Source organism: Amycolatopsis sp. NPDC114484 (assembly GCF_055633755.1).
In genome coordinates, this window is the sequence record NZ_JBVKDQ010000007.1 from 97,844 (window position 1) to 117,872 (window position 20,029).

General features: G+C 70.4%; 16 protein-coding genes. 9 read left to right on the top strand and 7 right to left on the bottom strand.

Annotated elements, in window-relative coordinates:
- Window positions 1-259 precede the first annotated feature (259 nt).
- The 7 genes from ACZ7SW_RS19145 to ACZ7SW_RS19175 are packed head-to-tail and all read left to right on the top strand — an operon-like array spanning window position 260 to window position 11,609.
- Window positions 260-1,498 (top strand): ABC1 kinase family protein, encoded by a 1,239-nt coding sequence (locus ACZ7SW_RS19145; protein ID WP_470231747.1) that lies wholly within the window; start codon window positions 260-262, stop codon window positions 1,496-1,498.
- On the top strand, window positions 1,495-2,433 hold the full coding sequence (locus ACZ7SW_RS19150; RefSeq protein WP_470231748.1) for a DUF1702 family protein: 939 nt from the start codon (window positions 1,495-1,497) through the stop codon (window positions 2,431-2,433). Before ACZ7SW_RS19145 ends, ACZ7SW_RS19150 begins: the two co-directional genes overlap by 4 nt.
- Window positions 2,430-4,349: an ASPIC/UnbV domain-containing protein gene (locus tag ACZ7SW_RS19155; RefSeq protein ID WP_470231749.1), complete on the top strand. Its 1,920-nt coding sequence runs from the start codon at window positions 2,430-2,432 to the stop codon at window positions 4,347-4,349. Before ACZ7SW_RS19150 ends, ACZ7SW_RS19155 begins: the two co-directional genes overlap by 4 nt.
- Window positions 4,346-5,278: an enediyne biosynthesis protein UnbU gene (locus ACZ7SW_RS19160; protein WP_470231750.1), complete on the top strand. Its 933-nt coding sequence runs from the start codon at window positions 4,346-4,348 to the stop codon at window positions 5,276-5,278. The genes ACZ7SW_RS19155 and ACZ7SW_RS19160 overlap by 4 nt, the downstream gene beginning before the upstream one ends.
- Window positions 5,275-10,488 (top strand): SDR family NAD(P)-dependent oxidoreductase, encoded by a 5,214-nt coding sequence (locus ACZ7SW_RS19165; protein ID WP_470231751.1) that lies wholly within the window; start codon window positions 5,275-5,277, stop codon window positions 10,486-10,488. The genes ACZ7SW_RS19160 and ACZ7SW_RS19165 overlap by 4 nt, the downstream gene beginning before the upstream one ends.
- Window positions 10,485-10,916 (top strand): acyl-CoA thioesterase, encoded by a 432-nt coding sequence (locus tag ACZ7SW_RS19170; protein WP_470231752.1) that lies wholly within the window; start codon window positions 10,485-10,487, stop codon window positions 10,914-10,916. Before ACZ7SW_RS19165 ends, ACZ7SW_RS19170 begins: the two co-directional genes overlap by 4 nt.
- 12 nt (window positions 10,917-10,928) lie before the next feature.
- Complete coding sequence (locus ACZ7SW_RS19175; RefSeq protein WP_470231753.1) at window positions 10,929-11,609, top strand: winged helix-turn-helix transcriptional regulator; 681 nt, start codon at window positions 10,929-10,931, stop codon at window positions 11,607-11,609.
- A gap of 403 nt (window positions 11,610-12,012) precedes the next feature.
- On the opposite strand, the gene ACZ7SW_RS19180 is transcribed toward ACZ7SW_RS19175, so the two are convergent.
- The 6 genes from ACZ7SW_RS19180 to ACZ7SW_RS19205 all read right to left on the bottom strand — a co-directional run bounded on the left by ACZ7SW_RS19180 (window position 12,013) and on the right by ACZ7SW_RS19205 (window position 16,780).
- The gene (locus ACZ7SW_RS19180; protein WP_470231754.1) at window positions 12,013-12,744 is read right to left on the bottom strand and encodes a twin-arginine translocation signal domain-containing protein; all 732 of its coding nucleotides are present in this window, start codon (window positions 12,742-12,744) and stop codon (window positions 12,013-12,015) included.
- Window positions 12,745-12,989: 245 nt separating this feature from the next.
- On the bottom strand, window positions 12,990-13,589 hold the full coding sequence (locus ACZ7SW_RS19185) for a 3,4-dihydroxy-2-butanone-4-phosphate synthase (RefSeq protein WP_470231755.1): 600 nt from the start codon (window positions 13,587-13,589) through the stop codon (window positions 12,990-12,992).
- An 8-nt stretch (window positions 13,590-13,597) separates the two neighbouring features.
- Complete coding sequence (locus tag ACZ7SW_RS19190; RefSeq protein WP_470231756.1) at window positions 13,598-14,170, bottom strand: NADPH-dependent FMN reductase; 573 nt, start codon at window positions 14,168-14,170, stop codon at window positions 13,598-13,600.
- A gap of 33 nt (window positions 14,171-14,203) precedes the next feature.
- Complete coding sequence (locus ACZ7SW_RS19195) at window positions 14,204-14,992, bottom strand: creatininase family protein (protein WP_470231757.1); 789 nt, start codon at window positions 14,990-14,992, stop codon at window positions 14,204-14,206.
- Between the two features lie 16 nt (window positions 14,993-15,008).
- Entirely contained in the window at window positions 15,009-15,416 is a 408-nt protein-coding gene (locus ACZ7SW_RS19200) for a RidA family protein (RefSeq protein WP_470231758.1), read from the bottom strand.
- Window positions 15,413-16,780, bottom strand: coding sequence for a purine-cytosine permease family protein (locus ACZ7SW_RS19205; RefSeq protein WP_470231759.1), 1,368 nt, complete (start codon window positions 16,778-16,780; stop codon window positions 15,413-15,415). Before ACZ7SW_RS19205 ends, ACZ7SW_RS19200 begins: the two co-directional genes overlap by 4 nt.
- Window positions 16,781-16,989: 209 nt before the next feature.
- On the opposite strand from ACZ7SW_RS19205, the gene ACZ7SW_RS19210 reads away from it, so the two are divergent.
- A complete protein-coding gene (locus ACZ7SW_RS19210; protein WP_470231760.1) occupies window positions 16,990-18,156 on the top strand; it encodes an LLM class flavin-dependent oxidoreductase in 1,167 nt (388 codons plus the stop codon).
- A gap of 43 nt (window positions 18,157-18,199) precedes the next feature.
- Here ACZ7SW_RS19210 and ACZ7SW_RS19215 read toward each other — a convergent pair whose 3' ends face one another.
- The gene (locus ACZ7SW_RS19215) at window positions 18,200-18,784 is read right to left on the bottom strand and encodes a helix-turn-helix domain-containing protein (protein WP_470231761.1); all 585 of its coding nucleotides are present in this window, start codon (window positions 18,782-18,784) and stop codon (window positions 18,200-18,202) included.
- Window positions 18,785-19,306: 522 nt separating this feature from the next.
- Here ACZ7SW_RS19215 and ACZ7SW_RS19220 point away from each other — a divergent pair.
- Window positions 19,307-20,026, top strand: coding sequence for a GntR family transcriptional regulator (locus ACZ7SW_RS19220; protein WP_470231762.1), 720 nt, complete (start codon window positions 19,307-19,309; stop codon window positions 20,024-20,026).
- Window positions 20,027-20,029 lie beyond the last annotated feature (3 nt).

A 20,029-nucleotide genomic window follows, 5' to 3' on the forward strand; every position in this document is an offset into this window, starting at 1 on the left:
GCCTGGATCGGGCCAGTCGCGGTCACGACCGAGTCAGCCGCCCTGACTCGCGGCCTAGTGGGTGTAGCGAGCCGAGCCGGATTCCTGGCCCCGATAGGGAAACACCTTGCCCGGCCGGGTGTTTCCGCGCCGGTTTCGCTGGAACGGATGGTCTTGCGGTAACGCGGAGCACATCTCGCACTACTGGTTGTAACGTCGGCAGTCGGGCAGCCAGCCCGGACGGCGAAGGGGAGAGATGACGTTTTCGAGGGGTGGCCCGGTGGCGCTGCGGACCGCACGCGCGTTCGCGGTCCTCGCCGGACGATCGCTGCTGCTGGGACCGGCGACGGCGGCGTCGTGGCTGCGCGGCGAACGATTCGAGCGAGACGTCTGGCTGGCGGACACGGTGGTGGCACTGGGCCCGGCGTTCGTGAAGGCCGCGCAGCTTCTGAGCACGCGGGCGGACATCCTGCCGCCGCGGCTATGCCGCGCGCTTTCCCGGCTGCACGACCAAGTTCGCCCGGTTCCGCTGCGCACGCTGCCACCCGCGCTGAGGTTTGGCACGGGTGAACCGCGGCTGGTCGGCGCGGGCAGCATCGCCTGCGTTTACCGGGTGGTGCTCCCGGACGGCCGGGCGGTCGCGGCGAAGGTGCGCAGGCCGGGAATCGTCCGGTCGCTGTCGGCTGATCTCGCGATGCTGGAACGGGGCGCCGGGCTGGCGGCCAAACTGCCGATGCTGCGCGGCGTACCGGTCACCGACCTCGCCGCGCAGCTCGCCGAAAGCATTCGCGCGCAACTGGACTTCGCGCGGGAAGCGGAACTGCTCGAAGGCTTCCGGAAAGCATTGAGCGCCGCGGACGGGGTGACCGTGCCCGGCGTGCATCGAGAACTGTCCACTGAGGACGTATTGGTGATGGACTTCCTCGACGGGCTGGCACGCCGCCGTCCGGAGGAGCTCGGCGAGGAAGAGCGCCGGAACGCGGTCGTGCGGGCATTGCGCGCGGTGTACCGGATGCTGTTCCTGGACGGAGTGGTGCACTGCGACCTGCACCCCGGCAACCTCTACTTTCGCAAGGACGGCTCGATCGTCTTGCTGGACGCGGGTTTCACCGTCCGGCTGTCGGAATCCGCGCGGGAGAAGTTCGCCGCGTTCTTCTACTGCATGAGCCAGGGCGACGGTGAAGCCTGCGCCGACATCGTGCTGTCGACCGCGCAGACGCACTCGGGTTCTGACACTTCGGGATTTCACGCGGAACTGGCCGCGCTGGTCGAGGAGCACACCGGACGCAACGCTGCCGACTTCGACCTGGTTTCCTTCGCCGCCAAGCTGTTCGACCTCCAGCGCGCGCACGGCCTCCACGCCGATCCGCAGTTCGTGTTCCCGATCCTGTCCCTGCTGGTGCTGGAGGGCACAGTGCGCGAATTCCATCCCGATGTCGACTTCCAGCGGGAGGCGCGACCCATGCTGGTCACCGCCCTGATGGAAAGCGTCGTGGCCGCGCCCCAGGAAGCGAAGTGAGCCCCGGGATCCTGGCCAGGACGCTGCGCCAGGACATGAGTCAGGTCGACTTCGGGCTGCGCCGGTTCCGGCTGCGGCCCGGCCCCGCCCGCGGCGTCCTGGAATCGGCCGGACGAGCGTTCCTGACCGGGTTGAACTCTTCGGTCGAGCCGGGCGGCGACGTCCTCGGCCAGCAGGTGTCCGCGCTCGAACCGGAATTGCGCGGGTTCGCGTTCGAGGGCGCAGGAATGGGTTGTGCCCTGCTGGACGTGCTTCTCCCGCTCGGGCGCGGCCGCGTTGAGGCTCTGCTGAACGGACCGGCCGCGGACTATCCGCACCTCGTGCACGTCGGCGTCGGCTGGGCCTACGCCCGGCTGCGGCTGCGCCCCTTCCGGAGCACGGGGGCAGACCCGTTGCTGCGCTGGCTGGCCTGGGACGGATACGGCTTCCACCAAGGCTTTTTCCACTCCGACCGGGTGCTCGGGCGGCACCGCGTCGAACCCGGGCTCGGCCCCGGGCCGCGGCAGATCCGGGACCAGGGGCTCGGCCGGGCGCTGTGGTTCTGCGAATGCGCCGACCCCGACGGCGTCGCCCTGCGGATCGCGGAGTTTCCCGCCGAACGGCGAGCGGACCTCTGGAGCGGCGTCGGCCTCGCCGCGACCTACGCGGGCGGTGCCGACGCCGCCGAACTCGCCCGGCTCGCCGACCTGTCCGGGACGTTCCGCGCGCACCTGGCACAAGGGTGCGCGTTCGCCTGCGCCGCGCGGCGGGTCAGCGGAATCGTGCCCGCGCACACCGACAAAGCGGCCGGAGTGCTGGCCGGAACCAGCACCGACGTCGCCGCGGACTGGACCGATCAGGCGCTCGGACAGTGCGGGTCGTCCCCGTCCACGCTCGCGCACTACCAGCGCTGGCGCGCGGAAATCCGGTATCTGTGGGAGAGGAAGAGCCGATGAGACCCTTTCTGCGCCGGCATCTGGCCCGCGTGGTCGCGTTGCTCGGCTGCGCGGCGGTGTTCGCGTTCACGGTCGTTCCGCAGTCGTCCTCAGCGGAGGAAACCGAGCTGGCACAGCGGTTCTCGTTCACCGCCGAGCAGGTCAGCGCGGACAACGCGCCCGGCGGACGGCACGTGCGGACCGTCGCCCCGGCGTATGAGCAGATCCGGTCGTGGATCTCCTCCGTGGGCGCGGCGACCGCGCTGTTCGCCGCGGATGGCGGCCCGGTCGCGCATGACGTCTGCCTGGTGGATCCCCGCACGGACACGGTTACCGTCGAACCCGTTCCCGGCACCGGCGCGCGATACCAGCCGTTCACGCTGGCCCCGACCGGGCTGGAGATGCCGTCCTTCGCGGCTCCGATGGGCTGTCTGCCCGCCGACCTCGACGAGAACGGCCGCCAGGACCTCGTCATCTACTACTGGGGCCGTTCCCCGGTCATTTTCGAGCGGCTGCCGGGGAATACGCCGTCGGCGGCCGCGTTCCGGCCGCGCGAGCTGGTCAGCCCGTGGCAGGTCTGGAACACCAACGCCGCGACGATCGGCGACTTCGACGGCGACGGCCACACCGATCTCGTGTTCGGCAATTACTTCCCGGACGGCGCGCGCGTGCTCGACCCGGCCGCGCGCCAGCCCGAACTGATGATGAACGATTCGCTGTCCCACGCCGCGAACGGGGGCACTCTCCGGCTGTTCCGCTCCGCTGGCTCCGGCCGGTTCGCCGAGGCGCCCGACGCCTTCCCGCCGGGGACCCGGACCGGATGGGCGCTCGCGCTCGCCTCCCAGGACATCGGCGGCCGGGGCCTGCCGGATCTCTACGTGGCCAACGATTTCGGTCCCGATCACCTGCTGGTCAACGAGTCCGCGCCGGGCCGCGTGGCGTTCCGCACGGCGACCGGGACTCGGCACGCGACGACGCCCAAGTCGAAGGTGCTGGGCAACGATTCGTTCAAGGGCATGGGCGTGGCCTTCGCCGACCTCGACGCGAAGGGCGTCCCGGACATCCTGGTCAGCAACATCACCGAGCCGTACGCGTTGCAGGAAAGCAACTTCGCCTATAAGTCCACTATGGACCGCGCCGGAACGGCCGCCCGGTTGCGCGACGGCGTGGCGCCCTACGACGACCACAGCGAGGACCTCGGCTTGTCTCGCACCGGATGGTCGTGGGACGTCAAAGCCGCCGACTTCGGCAATTCCGGTGCCGACGAGGTCATGCACGCGACCGGTTTCGTCGCCGGCGAGGTGAACCGGTGGGCGCAATTGCAGGAGACCGCGATGTCGAACGACCTCGTGCTGAGCCATCCCTCGCTGTGGCCGCGCTTCACCGAGGGAACCGACCTGTCCGGACACGACCACAACACGTTCTTCGCCCGTGCCGAGAACGGCCGCTATGTGAACGTCGCGGACCGCGTCGGCGTCGGCACCGACGCGGTCAGCCGTGCGTTCGCGGTCGGCGACGTCGACGGCGACGGTCGGCTCGATTTCGTCGTCGCCAACCAGTGGGCACCGTCCACTTTGTACCGAAACACCTCGTCAGCGGGCAGCTTCCTGGGATTGCGCCTGCGAAAACCGGTCGGCGGCAACGCGTGCCGCGCAGGTGCGCCAGGACCGACGTCACCCGCGATCGGTGCCGAGGCGGAGGTCGCCGCGCCGGGCAGCGGGAAGCGGGTGCAGCAGGTGTATCCGGCCAACGGGCACAACGGTGTCAATGCGCCCGACCTCCACTTCGGCCTGGGCAGCGAGCCACCGGCCTCGGTGCCGGTCCAGCTGTCCTGGCGGGACGGTTGCGGAGACCGCCACGACGGTTCGGTTTCGCTCGCGCCCGGCTGGCACCAGCTGCGGCTCAACCCCGACGGCACCATCGAGGAGGACCGGTGACCAAGTCTCCGAGCGAACGCCGTTCCGCCGCCCTGCGCCGGTTCGGCGCGTCGATCACCGTGCTGACCGTGCTCGGTCATACCGTGCTCGGCTTCGAACAGGCGTATCTCACCCCGGTGGTCGCCGTGTTCGCCGCGCTGACCGCGGAGATCGTGCTGGAGGCCGTGGAGGCTGCGACCGCCGGGCGCCGTCCGCGGTACCTGGGCAAACCAGGCGCGGTGGTCGACTTCTTGCTTCCCGCCTACATCACCGGCATGGCCTGCGCGATGCTCTTGTACGCCAACGACCGGTTCATGCCGACCGTGCTCGCCGCCGTCGTCGGCGTCGCCTCGAAATACCTGATCCGGGTGCGGATCGGCGGCAAGAGCAGGCACGTGCTCAACCCGAGCAACGTCGGGATCGTGGTGGTCCTGCTGCTGTTCGGCTGGGTCGGCATCGCGCCGCCGTACGAGTTCACCGAATGGGTCACCGGCTGGTGGGGCGCGGTCGTGCCCGCGTTGCTGCTGATCGCCGGGACGATGCTGAACGCGAAGCTCACCGGCAAGGTGCCGCTGATCCTCGGCTGGGTCGGCGGCTTCCTCGGCCAAGCCGTGCTGCGCGCGCTGTTCACCGACATCTCGCTGGTCAGTGCGGTGCTGCCGCTCACCGGGACGGCGTTCGTGCTGTTCACCAACTACATGATCACCGACCCCGGCACGACGCCGTCCTCCCGGCGGAACCAGGTCTGGTTCGGGCTCGCCACGGCCGCGGTGTACGGCGTGCTCGTGCAATTCCACGTCGTGTTCGGCCTGTTCTTCGCGCTGACGATCACCTGCGCGCTGCGGGCCGTGGTGCTCGCGGTCGCCGCCCGGAAGAGTCCGAAGTGGACAGTCCTGGTCCCGGCGCAGCGCACCGCCGCCGAGCCGGTACCCGCCCGGGAACCCGCATGACCCGCCGCGAACCCGGAGAGCCGATCGCGATCGTCGGGATGGCCTGCCGCTATCCGGACGCGGACGACCCGGCGCAGCTGTGGGAAACCGTGCTCCACCAACGCCGCGCGTTCCGGCGGCTGCCGCCGGGGCGGCTAGACCTCGCGGACTACTGGAGTGCCGACACAAGCGTCCCGGACCGGACCTACAGCACCCAGGCCGCCGTGCTGGCGGACTGGGAATTCGACCGGGAGTCGTTCCGGATCCCCGGCCCGACATTCCGCGCTGCGGACCCCGCGCACTGGCTGGCGCTGGAAACCGCGGACCGTGCGCTGGCCGACGCGGGGCATCCGGCGGGCGCCGGGCTGGACGCCGACCGGGTAGCTGTCGTCGTCGGCAACAGCCTGGCCGGCGAAGTGACCCGAGCCCGGGCTCTGCGGCTGCGCTGGCCTTACGTCCGCGACATCCTGCGCGCGACGCTCAACGAAGCGGACCTCGCAGAGGTGGAGAAACGTTACCTGGCACCGTTTCCCGAGGTCGGGGACGAGACGCTCGCCGGGAGCCTCGCCAACACCATCGCGGGCCGCATCTGCAACCACTTCGGCTTCCACGGCGGCGGGTACACAGTGGACGGTGCGTGTGCGTCGTCGGTGCTCGCCGTGATCACCGCCTGCCGCGCACTTCGGGACGGCGGGGCGGACTTCGCGCTGGCCGGGGGAGTGGACCTGTCGCTCGATCCGTTCGAGCTGGTCGGATTCGCCAAGACCGGCGCGCTCGCCGCCGAGGAGATGCGGGTCTACGACGAGCGTTCGGCCGGGTTCTGGCCGGGCGAGGGCTGCGGGATGCTCGCGCTCGCCCGAGCCGAAGACGCCCGCGCGGCGGGGTTGCCGGTGTACGCGGAAATCCTCGGCTGGGGCGTTTCCTCGGACGGCCGGGGCGGCATCACCCGGCCCGAGGCGGACGGGCAGCTGCTCGCGCTGCGCCGCGCGGGCGAGATGGCCGGGGTCGAGCACGCGGAGATCGGGCTGTACGAGGGACACGGCACCGGGACAGCGGTCGGCGATGTCGTCGAGCTGACCGCGCTGAACCGGGCGCGGTCCGGATCCGGTTCGGCCGCCGCGCTCGGTTCGGTCAAGGCGAACATCGGGCATACCAAGGCGGCTGCCGGAGCGGCCGGGGTGGTCAAGGCCGCGTTGAGCGTGTCGTCCGGGCTCCTGCCGCCGACCACCGGCTGTGCGAGGCCGCATCCGGCGCTCGGGGAGACCCTGCGGGTGCTGCGGGCTCCGGAGCCTTGGCCGGACGGTCGCCGCTTCGCCGGGGTGAGCGCGATGGGGTTCGGCGGCATCAACACCCACGTCGTGCTCGGCGCCCCGGCGCGGCCCCGATCGGTGCGGTCGGCGGTGCCGGGCCGGTCGACGCCGGCGTTCGACGTCGTCGTGGTCAGCGGGCCGGACCCCGCTCGCGTCGCGGCTGAACTGGCTCGGATCGCAGAGGCCGCGCCGCGCCTGTCGCGGGCCGAACTGCACGACCTCGCCTGCCAATACGGACGCCGGGCCCCAGCCGAGCCAGTCCGGGCCGCGCTCGTCGCGCGAACGCCGGCCGAACTCGCCTCGCTCGCCGCCCGCGCCGCGACCGAGCTGCCTTCGCTGACGCGCGGACAGCTCTCGACGGCACCGGGCTCCTGGCTGGGAAACGCCGTGCGGGGCCGGGTCGCGCTGCTGTTCCCCGGACAGGGTGCGAGCGGCGCGGAACCGGCCGATACCACGCTGGCCCAGCCCGCGATCTACCGCGCGTCCCGGGCGGCGCTGTCCCGGCTCGAGGAACTGGGCGTGACCGCCACCGTCGCGATCGGGCACAGCCTCGGCGAACTGGCCGCGCTCACCTGGGCGGGCTGCCTGTCCGCGGAGGACGGAGAACGGCTGGCCGTCGAACGCGGCCGGATCATGGGCGAATACGGCAGGTCCGGCACCGGGATGCTCGCTGTCGCGACGAGCGCGGCCGAGGACCTCTGCGCCGGGACGGACGTCGTGCTCGCCGCCGACAACTCCGCCACGTCGCAAGTGCTTTCCGGCACCGTGGCCGAACTCCGGACAGTGGCGCGCGAGGCCGAGCGGCGCGGTCTCCGGGTCACGTGGCTTCCGGTGTCGCACGGTTTCCACAGCCCCGCGATGGCCGCCTGCGCCGCCCCGTGGCGCGAATTCCTCGGCAGCATCGAACTCGCTCCAGTACGCCGTCCGGTACTGTCCACTGTGTACGGTCGGCAGCTCACCGAGGACGATGACCTGGCCGAACTGCTCGTCACGCAACTCTGCGCGCCGGTGCAGTTCCGGACCGCCGTGCGGGCCGTCGATGCGGACTTGTTCTGCGAAGCGGGTTCCGGCCGTGCCCTGAGCACCCTGGCCGGGCAGCGGACGCCGACGGTCAGCCTGGGCATCGGCGAGTCCGGCGACCGCGCCGCCGCCGATTCCGCCGCCGCGCTGTTCGCCGCCGGAGCTGCCGCGAACCTCGTCCCCTGGTTCGCCGGACGGGCCGCGCGCCCCGTCGATCTCGACCGCGAGCCGGGGTTCCTGACGAACCCCTGCGCCGTGGCACCATCGGCGATCCCGGCCCCGAGGGAAGCCATGGACGCCGCTCCGGCCCGCGACGCCGCAGCGACGGTCACCGGCCTGCTCGCCGAGGCCACCGAACTCGACGCGGCGCTCATCGGCTCCGACGCCCGCCTGCTCGCCGATCTCAACCTGAGTTCGCTGCGGGCCACCCAGCTCGTCGTCGAGGCGGCTTCGGCGCTCGGCCGGACGCTGCCGTCGGTATCGATGGCTTTCGCCGACAGCTCGGTGGGCGAGGTGATCGCGGAGATCGAACGGCTCCCGGAGACCGCGGAGCCTGACCTGGACGCACCGGGCGTGCGGACGTGGCTCGGCTGTTTCACCGAGACGCTGGTCCCGGCCCGGCCGGAACACTGGCGTCCGACTGAAACCGTGTACCTCGCCGACCCCGAAGACGTCGAGGCGCTGCTCGCTGCCGGGCAGAAAGCGTTGCGCCACAAGGCACTCGTGGTGGTGACACACGACTGCGCGATCAGCGGGTTCTTCCGCTCGCTGCACCGGGAACATCCCGACCTCGGCTTCACCCTCGCCCAGGTCCCGCTCGCCGCCACGGATTTCTCCGCACTCCATGCCGAACCCGGCCGATTCCGCGAACTAGTCCTCGGTGCGGACGGCGCCTGGTACGAACCCCGTGCCCAGCTGGTGCCCGAAGTGACAGCCGAAATGCCGCTCGACGATCAGGACGTGCTTTTGGTCAGCGGCGGCGGCAAAGGCATCGGCTACGCGTGCGCGCACGCACTGGCCAGCGCGACCGGTCTCGCCCTCGCCGTGCTCGGCCGCTCCCATCCGGAAACCGACGAACTCCTGCAGTCCAATCTGGACCGGCTCCGGGCAGCCGGTATCCGAGTCGCCTACGAGGCCGCCGACGTCGGCGACCCCGACGCGGTCGCGCTCGCCGTGGAAAAGCTCACCGCCGAAACCGGGCCGGTGACCGCGCTGCTGCACGCGAGCGGGATCAACGAACCCGCCCGCTTCGCCGACCTGACGCCCGACCGCGTTCACGCCCACCTGCGCCCGAAGGTCACCGGGCTCCGCGCGTTGCTCGGCGCGGTTCCGCCTGAATCGCTGAAGCTGCTGGTCACGTTCGGCTCGGTGATCGGGTCGGCCGGGATGGCGGGGGAGTGCCACTACGCGCTGGCCAACGGCCTCCTGCGCGCCGAGGCCCGGCGGCTCGCGCGAGAACTGCCGGACTGCCGGGTCCTCGACATCGCCTGGTCCGCGTGGTCGGGCGTGGGCATGGCCGAACGCATGGGCGCGGCGCAGGCCCTCGCCCGCTCCGGGGCCGCGCCGATCCCGGTCGAGGAAGGGACGGAGCTTTTCCTGCGTCTGCTGCGCACGCCGTCGATGCCCGCCGACGTGTCCGTGCACGGACGCCTCGGCGAGGAACTCCCGACCGGAGCGGGCCGGTTCCTGCAGCGGATCCGGGCAGGCCACCCCGGTGTCGAACTCGTCGCCGACGCGACGCTTTCCCTGGGCACGGACCCGTGGCTGGACGGCCACCGAGTCGACGGGGCGCCTCTGTTGCCCGCGGTCGTCGGGCTGGAAGCCATGGCGCAGGCCGCTTCGACAGTCGCGGGCCGGGCCCTGACGACCGCCTGCGACGTCAGGTTCGACCGGCCGGTCGTCATCCCCGACACCGGCGAACACGTCGTCCGCGTGTGCGCGCTGCGGGAGGGCGACGTCGTCACCACCGTGCTTCGCTGCGGCGAATCCGGCTTCCTCGTCGACCACTTCAGTGCCACTTTTCCTTTATCCATAGCCAAAAACGCAGCCGCACTGCCGGAAGTTCCCGATCGCGGCCGGATCCAGCCAGACGAACTGTACGACCGGCTTCTGTTCCACAGTGGACAGTTCCGCCGGGTGGCCGCGGTCGCCGTCCCGGACCCGTGGTCCTGCCGGGCCGCGATCACCCCGAACGACGAGCCCTGGTACACCTCGGTACTCGGCGACGCGGCCGCCCACGACGCCACCGTGCACGTCCTGCAGTCGTGCGTCCCGACGAGGCGGCTCCTGCCCGTCGCCTGCGAACGCGTCGACTTCGACCCGCGCGCGACGGGCTCCTGGGAACTCCGCGGCACCGAACGACACGCCGCCGACGGCCGCTACACCTGGGACGTCCTGGCCACGGACGCGCAAGGCCGGCCCGCCGTGCGATGGACCGGCCTGTGCCTGGCCGACACCGGACCGCTGCCGTCCGACCGGCCTTGGCCGCCGGCAGTGCTGTCGGTGGCGATCACCCGGACCGCCGTCGCGCTCGGACTCGATCCGTCGCTGCGGGTGTCGATCGGCGAACCGTTCACTGTGGACGCCGACAGTTCCTGCCCGGTCGCCTGTGCCTGGGAATTCGTCGAGCCGCACGAGCCGCCGGACCCTGACCTGCTCCGGGTGATTTCCGGCCCCTGCGACGAGTCGTCCGAGCTTCTGGCCGCACGAGCCTCGACAATGACCCGGTGCCTGACCCAGATGGACGCAAGTCCTTCGGAGGCAAGGCTTTCCGGAGCGTACGACGGAGGATGGCTCGTCCTCGCCGCCGGAAGCGCGCGGATCGCCTCCGCCGTGTTCACTGTGGACGGCTACCGGCTGCCGGTCGCGATCGCCCTGCTCACGATCGGCGGCTCCGCATGACCCCGGCTTACCGGTACCGTCATCCCGTCACGCTGGAGGAGACCAACCTCGTCGGCAACGTCTACTTCGCGCATTACGTTCGCTGGCAAGGACATTGCCGGGAACGGTTCCTCGCCGAACACGCCCCGGACGTCCTCGCCTCGCTCACCGACGGCTTCGCCGTGGTCACCACCGGCTGCGGCTGCGAATACTTCGGCGAACTGACCGCCGGGGACGTCGTCGAACTGCGCATGACCCTGACCGAACTCGGCGGGCACCGGGTCGCGATGGCGTTCGACTATTACCGGACCGAGGTCGCGGTGCCGCAGCTCGTGGCCCGCGGGCACCAGGCCGTCGCCTGCATGACCCGCGGACCCGCCGGACTGGAGCCGGTCCCCGTCCCCGAGCAGCTCCGGACAGCCCTCACGCCGTACTTGAAAATCCAGTAGTAAGCTGGGGTGGTGACGACCACCGCAAGAGCGGAGCGGCAGTACCGCCAGTACTGCGGGCTCGCCGCCGCTCTCGACACCGTCGGCGAACGCTGGACGCTGCTCATCGTGCGCGAACTGCTGCTCGGCCCGCGCCGCTACACGGAACTGCTCGCGGACCTGCCCGGCATCGGCACGAATCTCCTGGCGGACCGGCTGAAGAAACTGGGCGCCGCCGGAATCGTCGAACGCTCCGAAACCGGTGCGGGACACGCGTATCGGCTCGGCCCGCTGGGCGAACAGCTGCGGGAACCGGTGCTGGCGCTGTCGAAGTGGGGCATCGGACTGCTGGGCGAGCCGAGTGCCGACATGATCACGCGGCCGCACTGGGCGCTGCTGGCGGTCCAGTCGATGGCGGACGCGAGCCGCTTGCCGGAGGTGGCCGAGACCTACGAATTCAGGGTGGACGAGGAGAGCTTCCACCTGACTGTCGACCACGGCGCGCTGACCACGGCGCGCGGGCCCGCCGAAGCGCCGGTGCTGAGCATTCGCACCGACGCGACGACGTTCGTCCGGATCGGCGCCGGGGCGCTCGGACCGTTCGAGGCGCTGGCGACGGGGAAGCTGACGTTCGCCGGAGAAGCGGAAGCGGTGGTGCGGTGCTCGACGGTGCTGGGCTTGATGGAGGGGACCGGTCCGCGCGCAGGCGGATGAACCGGGCTCTGCGGCTTAGAAAACTCGGAGAAGCGGCCTGGCTCACGCATGGGGTGAACTGGGCTGCTCTGCGGTGTCGAACCAGAATGGGCGGCCCGGTCGGCCTCGCGCGCGGGGTGAACCGGGTTCCGTTCGGCGGTGCCGAACCTGGAGAAGCGGTCTGATCCGCCTCGCGCATGGGGTGAACTGGGCTGCTCTGCGGTGTCGAACCGGAAGGAGCGGCCCGGTCGGCCTCGTGCGCGGAGTGAACCGGGTCGCGTTCACCGGCGTCGAACCCGGAGAAACGGTCCGGCCCGCCCGCGCGTGGGGCGAACCGGGCCGCTCCCTGCGGTGCCGAACCAGAAGAACCAGCCCGGCCCGCCCCGCGCACGCGATGGACCGGGCCGCTCCGCGGACCCGGGTCTCAGAGTCCGCCCACCTTCACCGGGAATTTCTGGATCGTCGCGATCGTCGTGTCCGGGTCGTCCGGCAGCACCAGGTCGATCGGGTTCTGCAGCTGGTAGAGGTCCCCGCGCGGCGGGAATTGCGTCAGCTGCCCGACCAGCATCCCCGGGTCCTTCGTCGTCAGCACCAGCGGCTCGTAGGCCTTCCGGGATTGGATGCCCGCCCGCCGCAGCATGTCGCCGGGCTGGTCGATCGTCATGGTGAAGCTCAGGACCATCACCTGCTCGTAGCGCGGCGGGAACCTCTGCGTCAGCTTGAGCAGGCTCTTCGCGTCCACGTCGACGTCGTTCTGCTCGATCGTGATCGTGCCGCCGCCCTGTTTCGCGCTGTCGCCGCCGGGCAGTTCGGCCGTCACGCGGTGGCCTACGACGCGCAGCCGCACCGAGTTGAACGGGTCGTCCGGGTTCACGTCGACCCGGACCTTGATCCCGCCCCGGAAATCGACGCTGACCAGCGCTGTCCGGATCTGCAGCGGCGTGTTGATCGCGAGGCAGCTGCACGGGATCTCCGCCCCGATCGGCGGCAGTCCGGTCTGCTGCGGGAAGGCATGGGCCTCCTGTCCGCCGAGCAGTCCGCCGGCCGCGACACCGCCCACCCCCAGCGCGGCCGCGGCGGCGGCGCCCTTCAGGAAGTCCCGCCGGTCCTTGCCGGAACCGGGCTGCCCGGGTTTGTCGTCGTTCGGAGCAGGCATCCTCTACCTCCGCGAGTGCGTGTCGAAGACTCTGGCTCGCTTGAATTTAAGATAGTGCCGGTCCCGGCGAACAGGGGCCGGAGCAAGATCGACCCGCTCGTGTCCGCCGCCGATGACCCACGGCGACGGGACCCGGGAGGCGGGCCAGCCGGACAGGCGACACCGGTCATCAGATCGGAGGTCGCCCGTCAGCGAGAGCGGCGTCCGGCCCGCAGGCGTGCGCGGTCAGGAGGGGCTTGTCCGCATCAAGGAATACGCGAGCAGTTCCGGAGAACGGAGGCCGATTCGAGCACCGGCAACCCGTGCGCGGCGGCGAAAGACGCTGCTTCGCCCGGCGTGGCCATCCGTGTCGGATCTTCGGGGCAGACCAGCGCGGCGAAGGCAGCGGCGGCGGGCAACCCGGCCAGCAGGCACAGCTCGACGGCCGCCTCGGGGATCCCGAGGATTCCTCGCGGGTGTGTGGCGTAGGGCAGCACATGCCCTGGCCGATGAAGGTCGTCCGGCCGGGTTTCGCGGTCGGCGAGGCGACGGATCGTCTCCGCCCGGTCGGCGGCCGAGATCCCGGTAGTCACGCCGGTCGCGGCGTCGACCGCGACGCACCAGCCGGAACCTCGGCCGAAACTCGGGCGCATGGGCGGCAGTTCGAGCGCGTCGCACCGGTCGCCGGGCAGTGCGACGCCGACCAGTCCGGAGGAATGCCGGACGACGAACGCCAGCGCGGTCGTGGATGTCTCGGCTGCGGGAAGGATCAGGGCAGCGTCGCCGTCGGCGGAGAGCACCACTGGCTGTCCGTGCGCGAGCGTGGTGAGTGCGGCGTCGAGAGGGCGCACGGCAACGGAAGTCATGGCCGGCGTCACGCGACGGTCCGGATCTCCGCCGTCGCGAACCGGGCCACCTGCTCGGCGACGGTCGCGAGCTGTGCCGCGAGCTTCCGATCGGCGACGCTGCCGTCCGCGGAGAACGGCTGGCCGGTCGAGTCGACCACGACGCCGAGCGGGGTCGGCCAGCCGCGCAGTGCGTGGACGGTCGAGCGCAGTGACGTCAGCGTCGTCACCCCGGCCTGCGGCCCGTAGGCGCTGACGATGCAGCCGACGGCGCGTCCGTGCAGGTAAGGGCGATCGTCGCCGGCGAGGTCCTGGAGGTAGTCCAAGGCGTTCTTGAGCAGGCCGGACAATCCGCCGTGATATCCGGGCGTCGAGATCAGCACGCCGTCGGCACGGCGGATCGCGTCGAGGAACGCGGTCGCGGACGGGGAACGATGCGCGAGATCCGGTTCGTACATGGCGAATCCGAGGTCTCGCGCGGTGAACAGTTCGGTGCGGGCTCCGTGCGCCCGCACGTCTTCGAGCACCGCGCGAAGGGCTCGTTCGGACGAGGAATCGGGGCGGACAGTGCCGCCGATGCCCACGATCAGGGGGTTGTGCATGGTGGACCGGCTTCCTGCGGCGAAGGGACTGGGCTAGCGCGTCCGGGCGGAATCGGGGAAGTCGAAACGCGCGACTTCCGCGAGCTGCTCGCCCAGAGTGCCGACGAGCGACTCGAACCCGCGCGCGCCCGCCTCGGCACTGGCCAGCGTCGGGTCCCCGAGGTAGCCCTCGATGCCGAAATCGTTGGCCAGCCAGCCGAAACTGACGCTGCCGCCGAACCGGGCGTGCACGTTGTCGGCCATCTGCGCGGGGATCCGCCGTTTCGCGGAACCGAGGTCGACCAGGTCGGGACGCAGGTGCAGCATCAGGGACGTTTCCGCGGCCCCGCCGTGGATCCCGAGCCCGTTCTCGCTCGCCGCCCACGCCGGGTCGTGCTCCTCGGGGAGGAAAACGTTGATCCCGAACGCCAGGAGTCCGTAAGCCAGGCGCAGATCGCGCAGCGCGGTCTGGATTTCGGACACGTTCCCGCCGTGCCCGTTCACGAGAACGAGCCGGCGGATGCCGGCGGCGGCGACCGAACGTCCGATGTCGTCGAGCGTCGCGGCGAAGGTCGAAGTGGACAGAGAAAGGGTTCCCGCCGCCCAGGTGTGCTCGACGGACCGGCCGTAGCTGATCGTCGGCAGCAGCCACAGATCGAGGTCTTCGCCATGCGCGGCAACGACTTCCTTCGACACCGCTTCGGCGACGAGCGCGTCGGTGGCCAGCGGTAGGTGCGGGCCGTGCTGTTCGATGGCGCCGACGGGCAGCACCGCGACCGAGGACGGCCCGCAGGCCGTCTCGACCTGCGAAGCCCTCAGTTCGGCGAAAAACCGTGAAACCATAAGGAATTCCCTTCCCTCAGGCGTCGAGATAGGCGACGGCCCGGATTTCCACCCGCATCTCGGGGGTGGCCAGCGCGGGGTAGATCAGCAGCGACGCATACGACCGCTCGGACAGCAGCTTCGGCGCGTGCTCGGCGAGCCATTCGTCGCGCACCCGCATGTAGTCCGCGCGGTCGGCAGGATCGGCGAGGAACTGGTCGAACTGCACGATGTCCTCGAATTCCGCACCCGCGTCGGCGAGCAGCCGGTGCACGCGGTTCAGCGTGACCAGGGTCTGCGCGGCGACGCCGCGGGCGGGCCGGCCGTGCTCGTCGGTCACGCCGTCGATTCCGCTGAGGAAGACGAAGCCGCCCGCCGCGGCTCCTCTGCCCCAGGGCTGGACCGTCGCGCCGTACTTCAACGGGCCAAGCGCTTGTTTCGTCACTCGTCGGCCTTTCGGTAGCGTCGGATGAGGTAGTAGGCCAAGGCGGCCGCCGCGCCCGCGACCCACGGGGTGAGGTCGCCGAACTGCGGGAAGCGGGCCGCGAACGCGCCGGTGTAAAGGCTTTGGTCCATGAACGGCACCGAGACCGCTATGGCGAGCACGAACGCCGCCAGGCCGGGACGGACCCGCCGGGTGCGGTCGAAATACCGCTGCGGGTCGATCTCCCGGCGGCCGAAGACCAGCGTGTCCACGACGACGATCCCCAGCCAGGGACCGATCCAATAGCCCATCAGGAACAGGAAATTCTGGAAGGTGCCGAACACCGACCCGGCGTTGTGCCCGGCGACGAAACCGACCGCGGTCCCCAGCACGCCGATGATGACCGCGGAGATCCAGCGGCGCACCCCGGCGCCCACCATCAGCAAGCCCAGCGAGGCGGTGTAGATGTCCAGCACGCTGCCGGAGATCGAGGCCGCCAGCAGCGCCACGAGGATCACAGCGGCCAGCCCGGACGGGATCAGCTTCGCCACCAGGTCGGTCGGGCTGTCGACCGAGATCACGGTGCCGATCGCGGCCCCGACGACCGCCATCCACAGCCCGGCCAGCGAGGCGCCGGAGAACGCCGCGAGCAGCACTCGGCGCCGCGACGTGTCGCGCGGCAGATAGCGCGTGTAGTCCGAACCGCCGATCGACCAGCCGAACGTCCTGGTCGAAGCGAGCGCGACGGTGGTCAGCATGCCCCCGGCGACCCCGCCCGCGCCCCGGTGCAGAACGTCGCCGGACGCGGCGAGATCGCCTTTCGCCAGGCCGTACCAGGTGAGGATCACGAACAGCACGGACGCGACGATCGCGAGGAAGCGTTCGGCCTGGTGCACCAGATCGTGCCCGACGATCGCGATGACGATCTGCACCGCCGCCACCGCGACGAGCGAAACCAGGAACGGCAGCCCGAACAGTTCGCGGACGATGTAGGCGCCGAGCACGGTGTTCACCGCGAAGTAGCCGAGGCCGGTCAGGCACAGGAGCAGCACCGGCAGGAAATTGCCGTAATAACCGAACGGAATCCGCGACTGGATCATCTGCGGCACCCCGGCGCGGGGCCCCATCGAGGCGGCGAAGCCCAGCAGCACGCTGCCGATCAGGATGCCGATGGCCAGCGAGAGGACGGCTTCGCCGAACCCGAGGCCGAGGAACGCGGTGGGAATGGCGCCGACCGCGAGCGCCGAGTACTGCAGATTCCCCGCGAACCACAGGGAAAACGCGGAGCGCGGCGAACCGTGGCGCTGGTCGTCGGGGATCCTTTCGACGCCGTGGTGTTCGACGGATACGGCGGGTGCGCGGACTGCGTGGGCGTCTTTGACCATCTGTCCTCCAGCGGAAGAACCCCCTGCGGCGGATTCACCGGCCCATGTTGATATAGGTAACACTGCTGCCACAGCCTGCGCTGCGCCTTCCCAAGATGTCAAGGGCCTGTTTGGGCTTGACACCCCGCAGGTCGAGCCGCACAGTGTTGATATTAGTTACATTTTGCGTCTGCTCACAGCCCGGCCGAGCCGGGCGGGATGGAGGCCCTGTGCGGCACGGTGTGTTCTTCTTCGGCTCGGTCGAGATGCCGGACGTGCTGGCCGGAAACCCGGTGCCCGCCGCGCGGCGCCGCGCCACCCGCGAGCAGGTGTGGCACGCGCACGAGCGGCTGGTCGGGATGGGCGTGCTGGCCGAGGAGCTGGGATACGACAGCTACTGGCTGGCAGAGCACCATTTCCAGCACGAGGGCTACGAGGTCGTGCCGAACGCGATGATGCTCGAAGCGCATCTGGCTGCCCGGACCGAGCGGATCCAGCTGGGTTCGATGTTCAGCATCGTGCCGCAGTGGAATCCGTTGCGGCTGGCCGAGGACTTCAGCAGTCTGCTCAATCTCTCCGGCGGACGCGCGGTGCTCGGCGTCGGCCGGGGCACGGTCTCTCGCGAATTGCGCAGCCTCACCGCGCACCAGGCCGATATCGGAGTGCTGTCGTCCAGCGAGGAACGCAAGGTCATCGACGCGCACAACCGCGAGGTTTTCGCCGAGTACATGGACATCGTGCGCACGGCACTGAGTCAGGAAACCTTCTCGTACCACGGAAAGTTCTTCGAGCTTCCGCCACCGGACAACCGCGACCCGGACCACGAGGCCGACACGCTGACGCTGGTGCCGGGCCCGCTGCATCCGGTCGAGATCTGGCAGGCGGTCACCAGCCCGCCGACCCTGGACTACGCCGCCGAAGTCGGCCACGGATGCGTGTGGTGGAACCAGTATCACGGGTACATCCGCGAACAGTGGGAGCGCTACGGCGAGCTGTACGAACAGCGCCACGGCGTCCAGCTGGCACCGGGGCAGAACCGCATTCTGGTGCTGCCCATGCACGTGGCCGATACGCACGAAGAGGCTTGGCGCACCGGGCGGATCGGGCACGACGAGTTCTGGAATCTGCTCGCGCCGTTCGGCTGGAGCAGCGGTTACCAGGGCGAGGACGGCAACCGGGCGCCGGCCGGGCTGGTGCCGACGCTGGAGCAGTCCACGAAACAGAAGTGCTGGGCGGTCGGCACGCCGGAGGAGGTGGCCGAGATCGTGCAGCACCACAAGGACACGCTCGGCCTCGAACACCTGGTGGTGTTCCCGCATTTCCCCGGGCACACCTACGACATGGCCGCCGAGCAGATGCGGCGCTTCGCCGAACAGGTCGTGCCGCTGCTGCGCTGAGCAGTTTTCGGGCCGCGCGGCTCCCGGGCCGCGCGGCCCGTCGTCATTCCCCGGCGTTGATCAGCAGGACCCGGACCGGTTCGTCGCCCAGCCTGCGCCAGCGGTGCGGCCGCGACCCCGGGTAGGTCGCCACGTCGGCCTCGCCCAGCTGTTCGCGGCGCCCGTCGGCGAAATCCAGCTCGATCCGCCCGGTGACGACATACAGCATCTCCTGCCCGACGTGCTCGAAATACTCGCCGAACTCCGCCGGGCCGCCGGTGTATTCGATGGGCTGCACCGGAAAACCCGCCCGCGACAGCGCCCGCGCCGTGGACCCGGTCGGGATTTCGGTCCCGGGCATCACCATTCCCTCGTCGGCCCGCAGCAATCCCACGCCCTGCTCCGCGGGCCCGGCGAGAAGGGCCGACACCGTGGTGTCCAGCGCGACCGCGATCCGCTGCAGCGTGCTGACGCTCGCGGCGGCCAGCCCGCGCTCGAACTGGCTCAGAAAAGCGTGCGACAGGCGGGAAACCTCGCCGACTTGCTTCAGCGTCAGCCCGCGGCCGCGCCGCAGTTCGCGCACTCGCGCCCCGAGCACCCGAGCCGGATCCGGCGCGGATCCGGAATCGGGGGAGGGAGGGGTTCGCATTGGCCCGACTATACCGGAGCGGGGGTGTTCCGAAGTGGACTCCGCGGGGGAAACGCCGTAATGCGCAAGGGAAAGAACCCGGGGGCGACGGTGTGGCCGCGGTCGTGCTCGGCCGCCCCGGGGCCGCAAGCTCACCAGCAGGCCCCGGGTTGGGTGCGTCCGCCTCGGTAGACACGTTCGAAAGCCTTGATCGAGCTGCAGAAGCCGTCGAGGACATCGGCGTTGACGGCGTCCTCGACGGTCGCGCCGTCCTGCAGCGCGGTCCATGCGCCCGGTGCGAGTGGTGCCTTGCATTTGGAACCAATTACGCACTTGGCCGGGTGCACGCGGCACCGGCAATGGCGCAGGGCGCGATGAGAAGCATGGGCTTGCCAGGTCGTTTCCGGTGCGTCATCGCGCCTCGACCTCAGCCGTCAGGGGCTTGGACCGGTCCTCCGCTGAGCGTCTGACCGGTCCAAGCAGCGTCCTTCGAGTCGGTGCCTGCCTGTCGAGCTAGTTGACACACTTAGTACACTAAGTTGCATGACCGGTCGACCAAGCCGTGCGCCGCTCTATCGCACGATCCAGGGCGAGATCCAGCGCGACATCCTGAGCGGCAAGCTGAAGCCGGGGGACTGGCTCCCGTCCGAGAGCCAGCTCCGGGCGCGGTACGGGGTGTCCCAGACGTCCGTGCGGCGCGCCTTCCAGGAGCTGCAGCGGCTCGGCCTCGTGGAGCGGTTCCATGGCCGGGGCAGCATCGTCGCGTCGAACGAGATCCGGGCGATGAGCCCGATGCTCGGTCTGGGGCGCGAGCTTCGGCAGCGCGGCTTCGCGATCCGGCCCGAATTGCTCAGCAATGCCGAGGAAAGCGCCGACGCCGCCGTGGCCGAAGCGCTTGATCTCGAACCCGGCGACACTGTGAGCCACATTGAGCGGCGCTACTGGATCGGCGACGATCCGTTCGTCTTCCTCGACCACTATCTGGTGCAACAGCCCGGAATAGACTTCGCCGAGTTCACCGGGGATTCGCTGTACGCCTTCCTCTCCGGCCGCGACGCGCAGCCCACGCACGCGCGGGAACGGGTCAGCGCGGTGAACCTTTCGACCGCGGAGGCGGAACGGCTCCAGGTCGAACCCGGTGTCGCGGCGATGCTGCGCGAGCGCACGTCGTTCGGCGCGGATCAGCGTCCGGTGGAGTTCACCCGCTACATCCTGCGCGGCGATCGCTACCACCTCGACATCGACCTCAGAAGCGAGCGCTGAGCA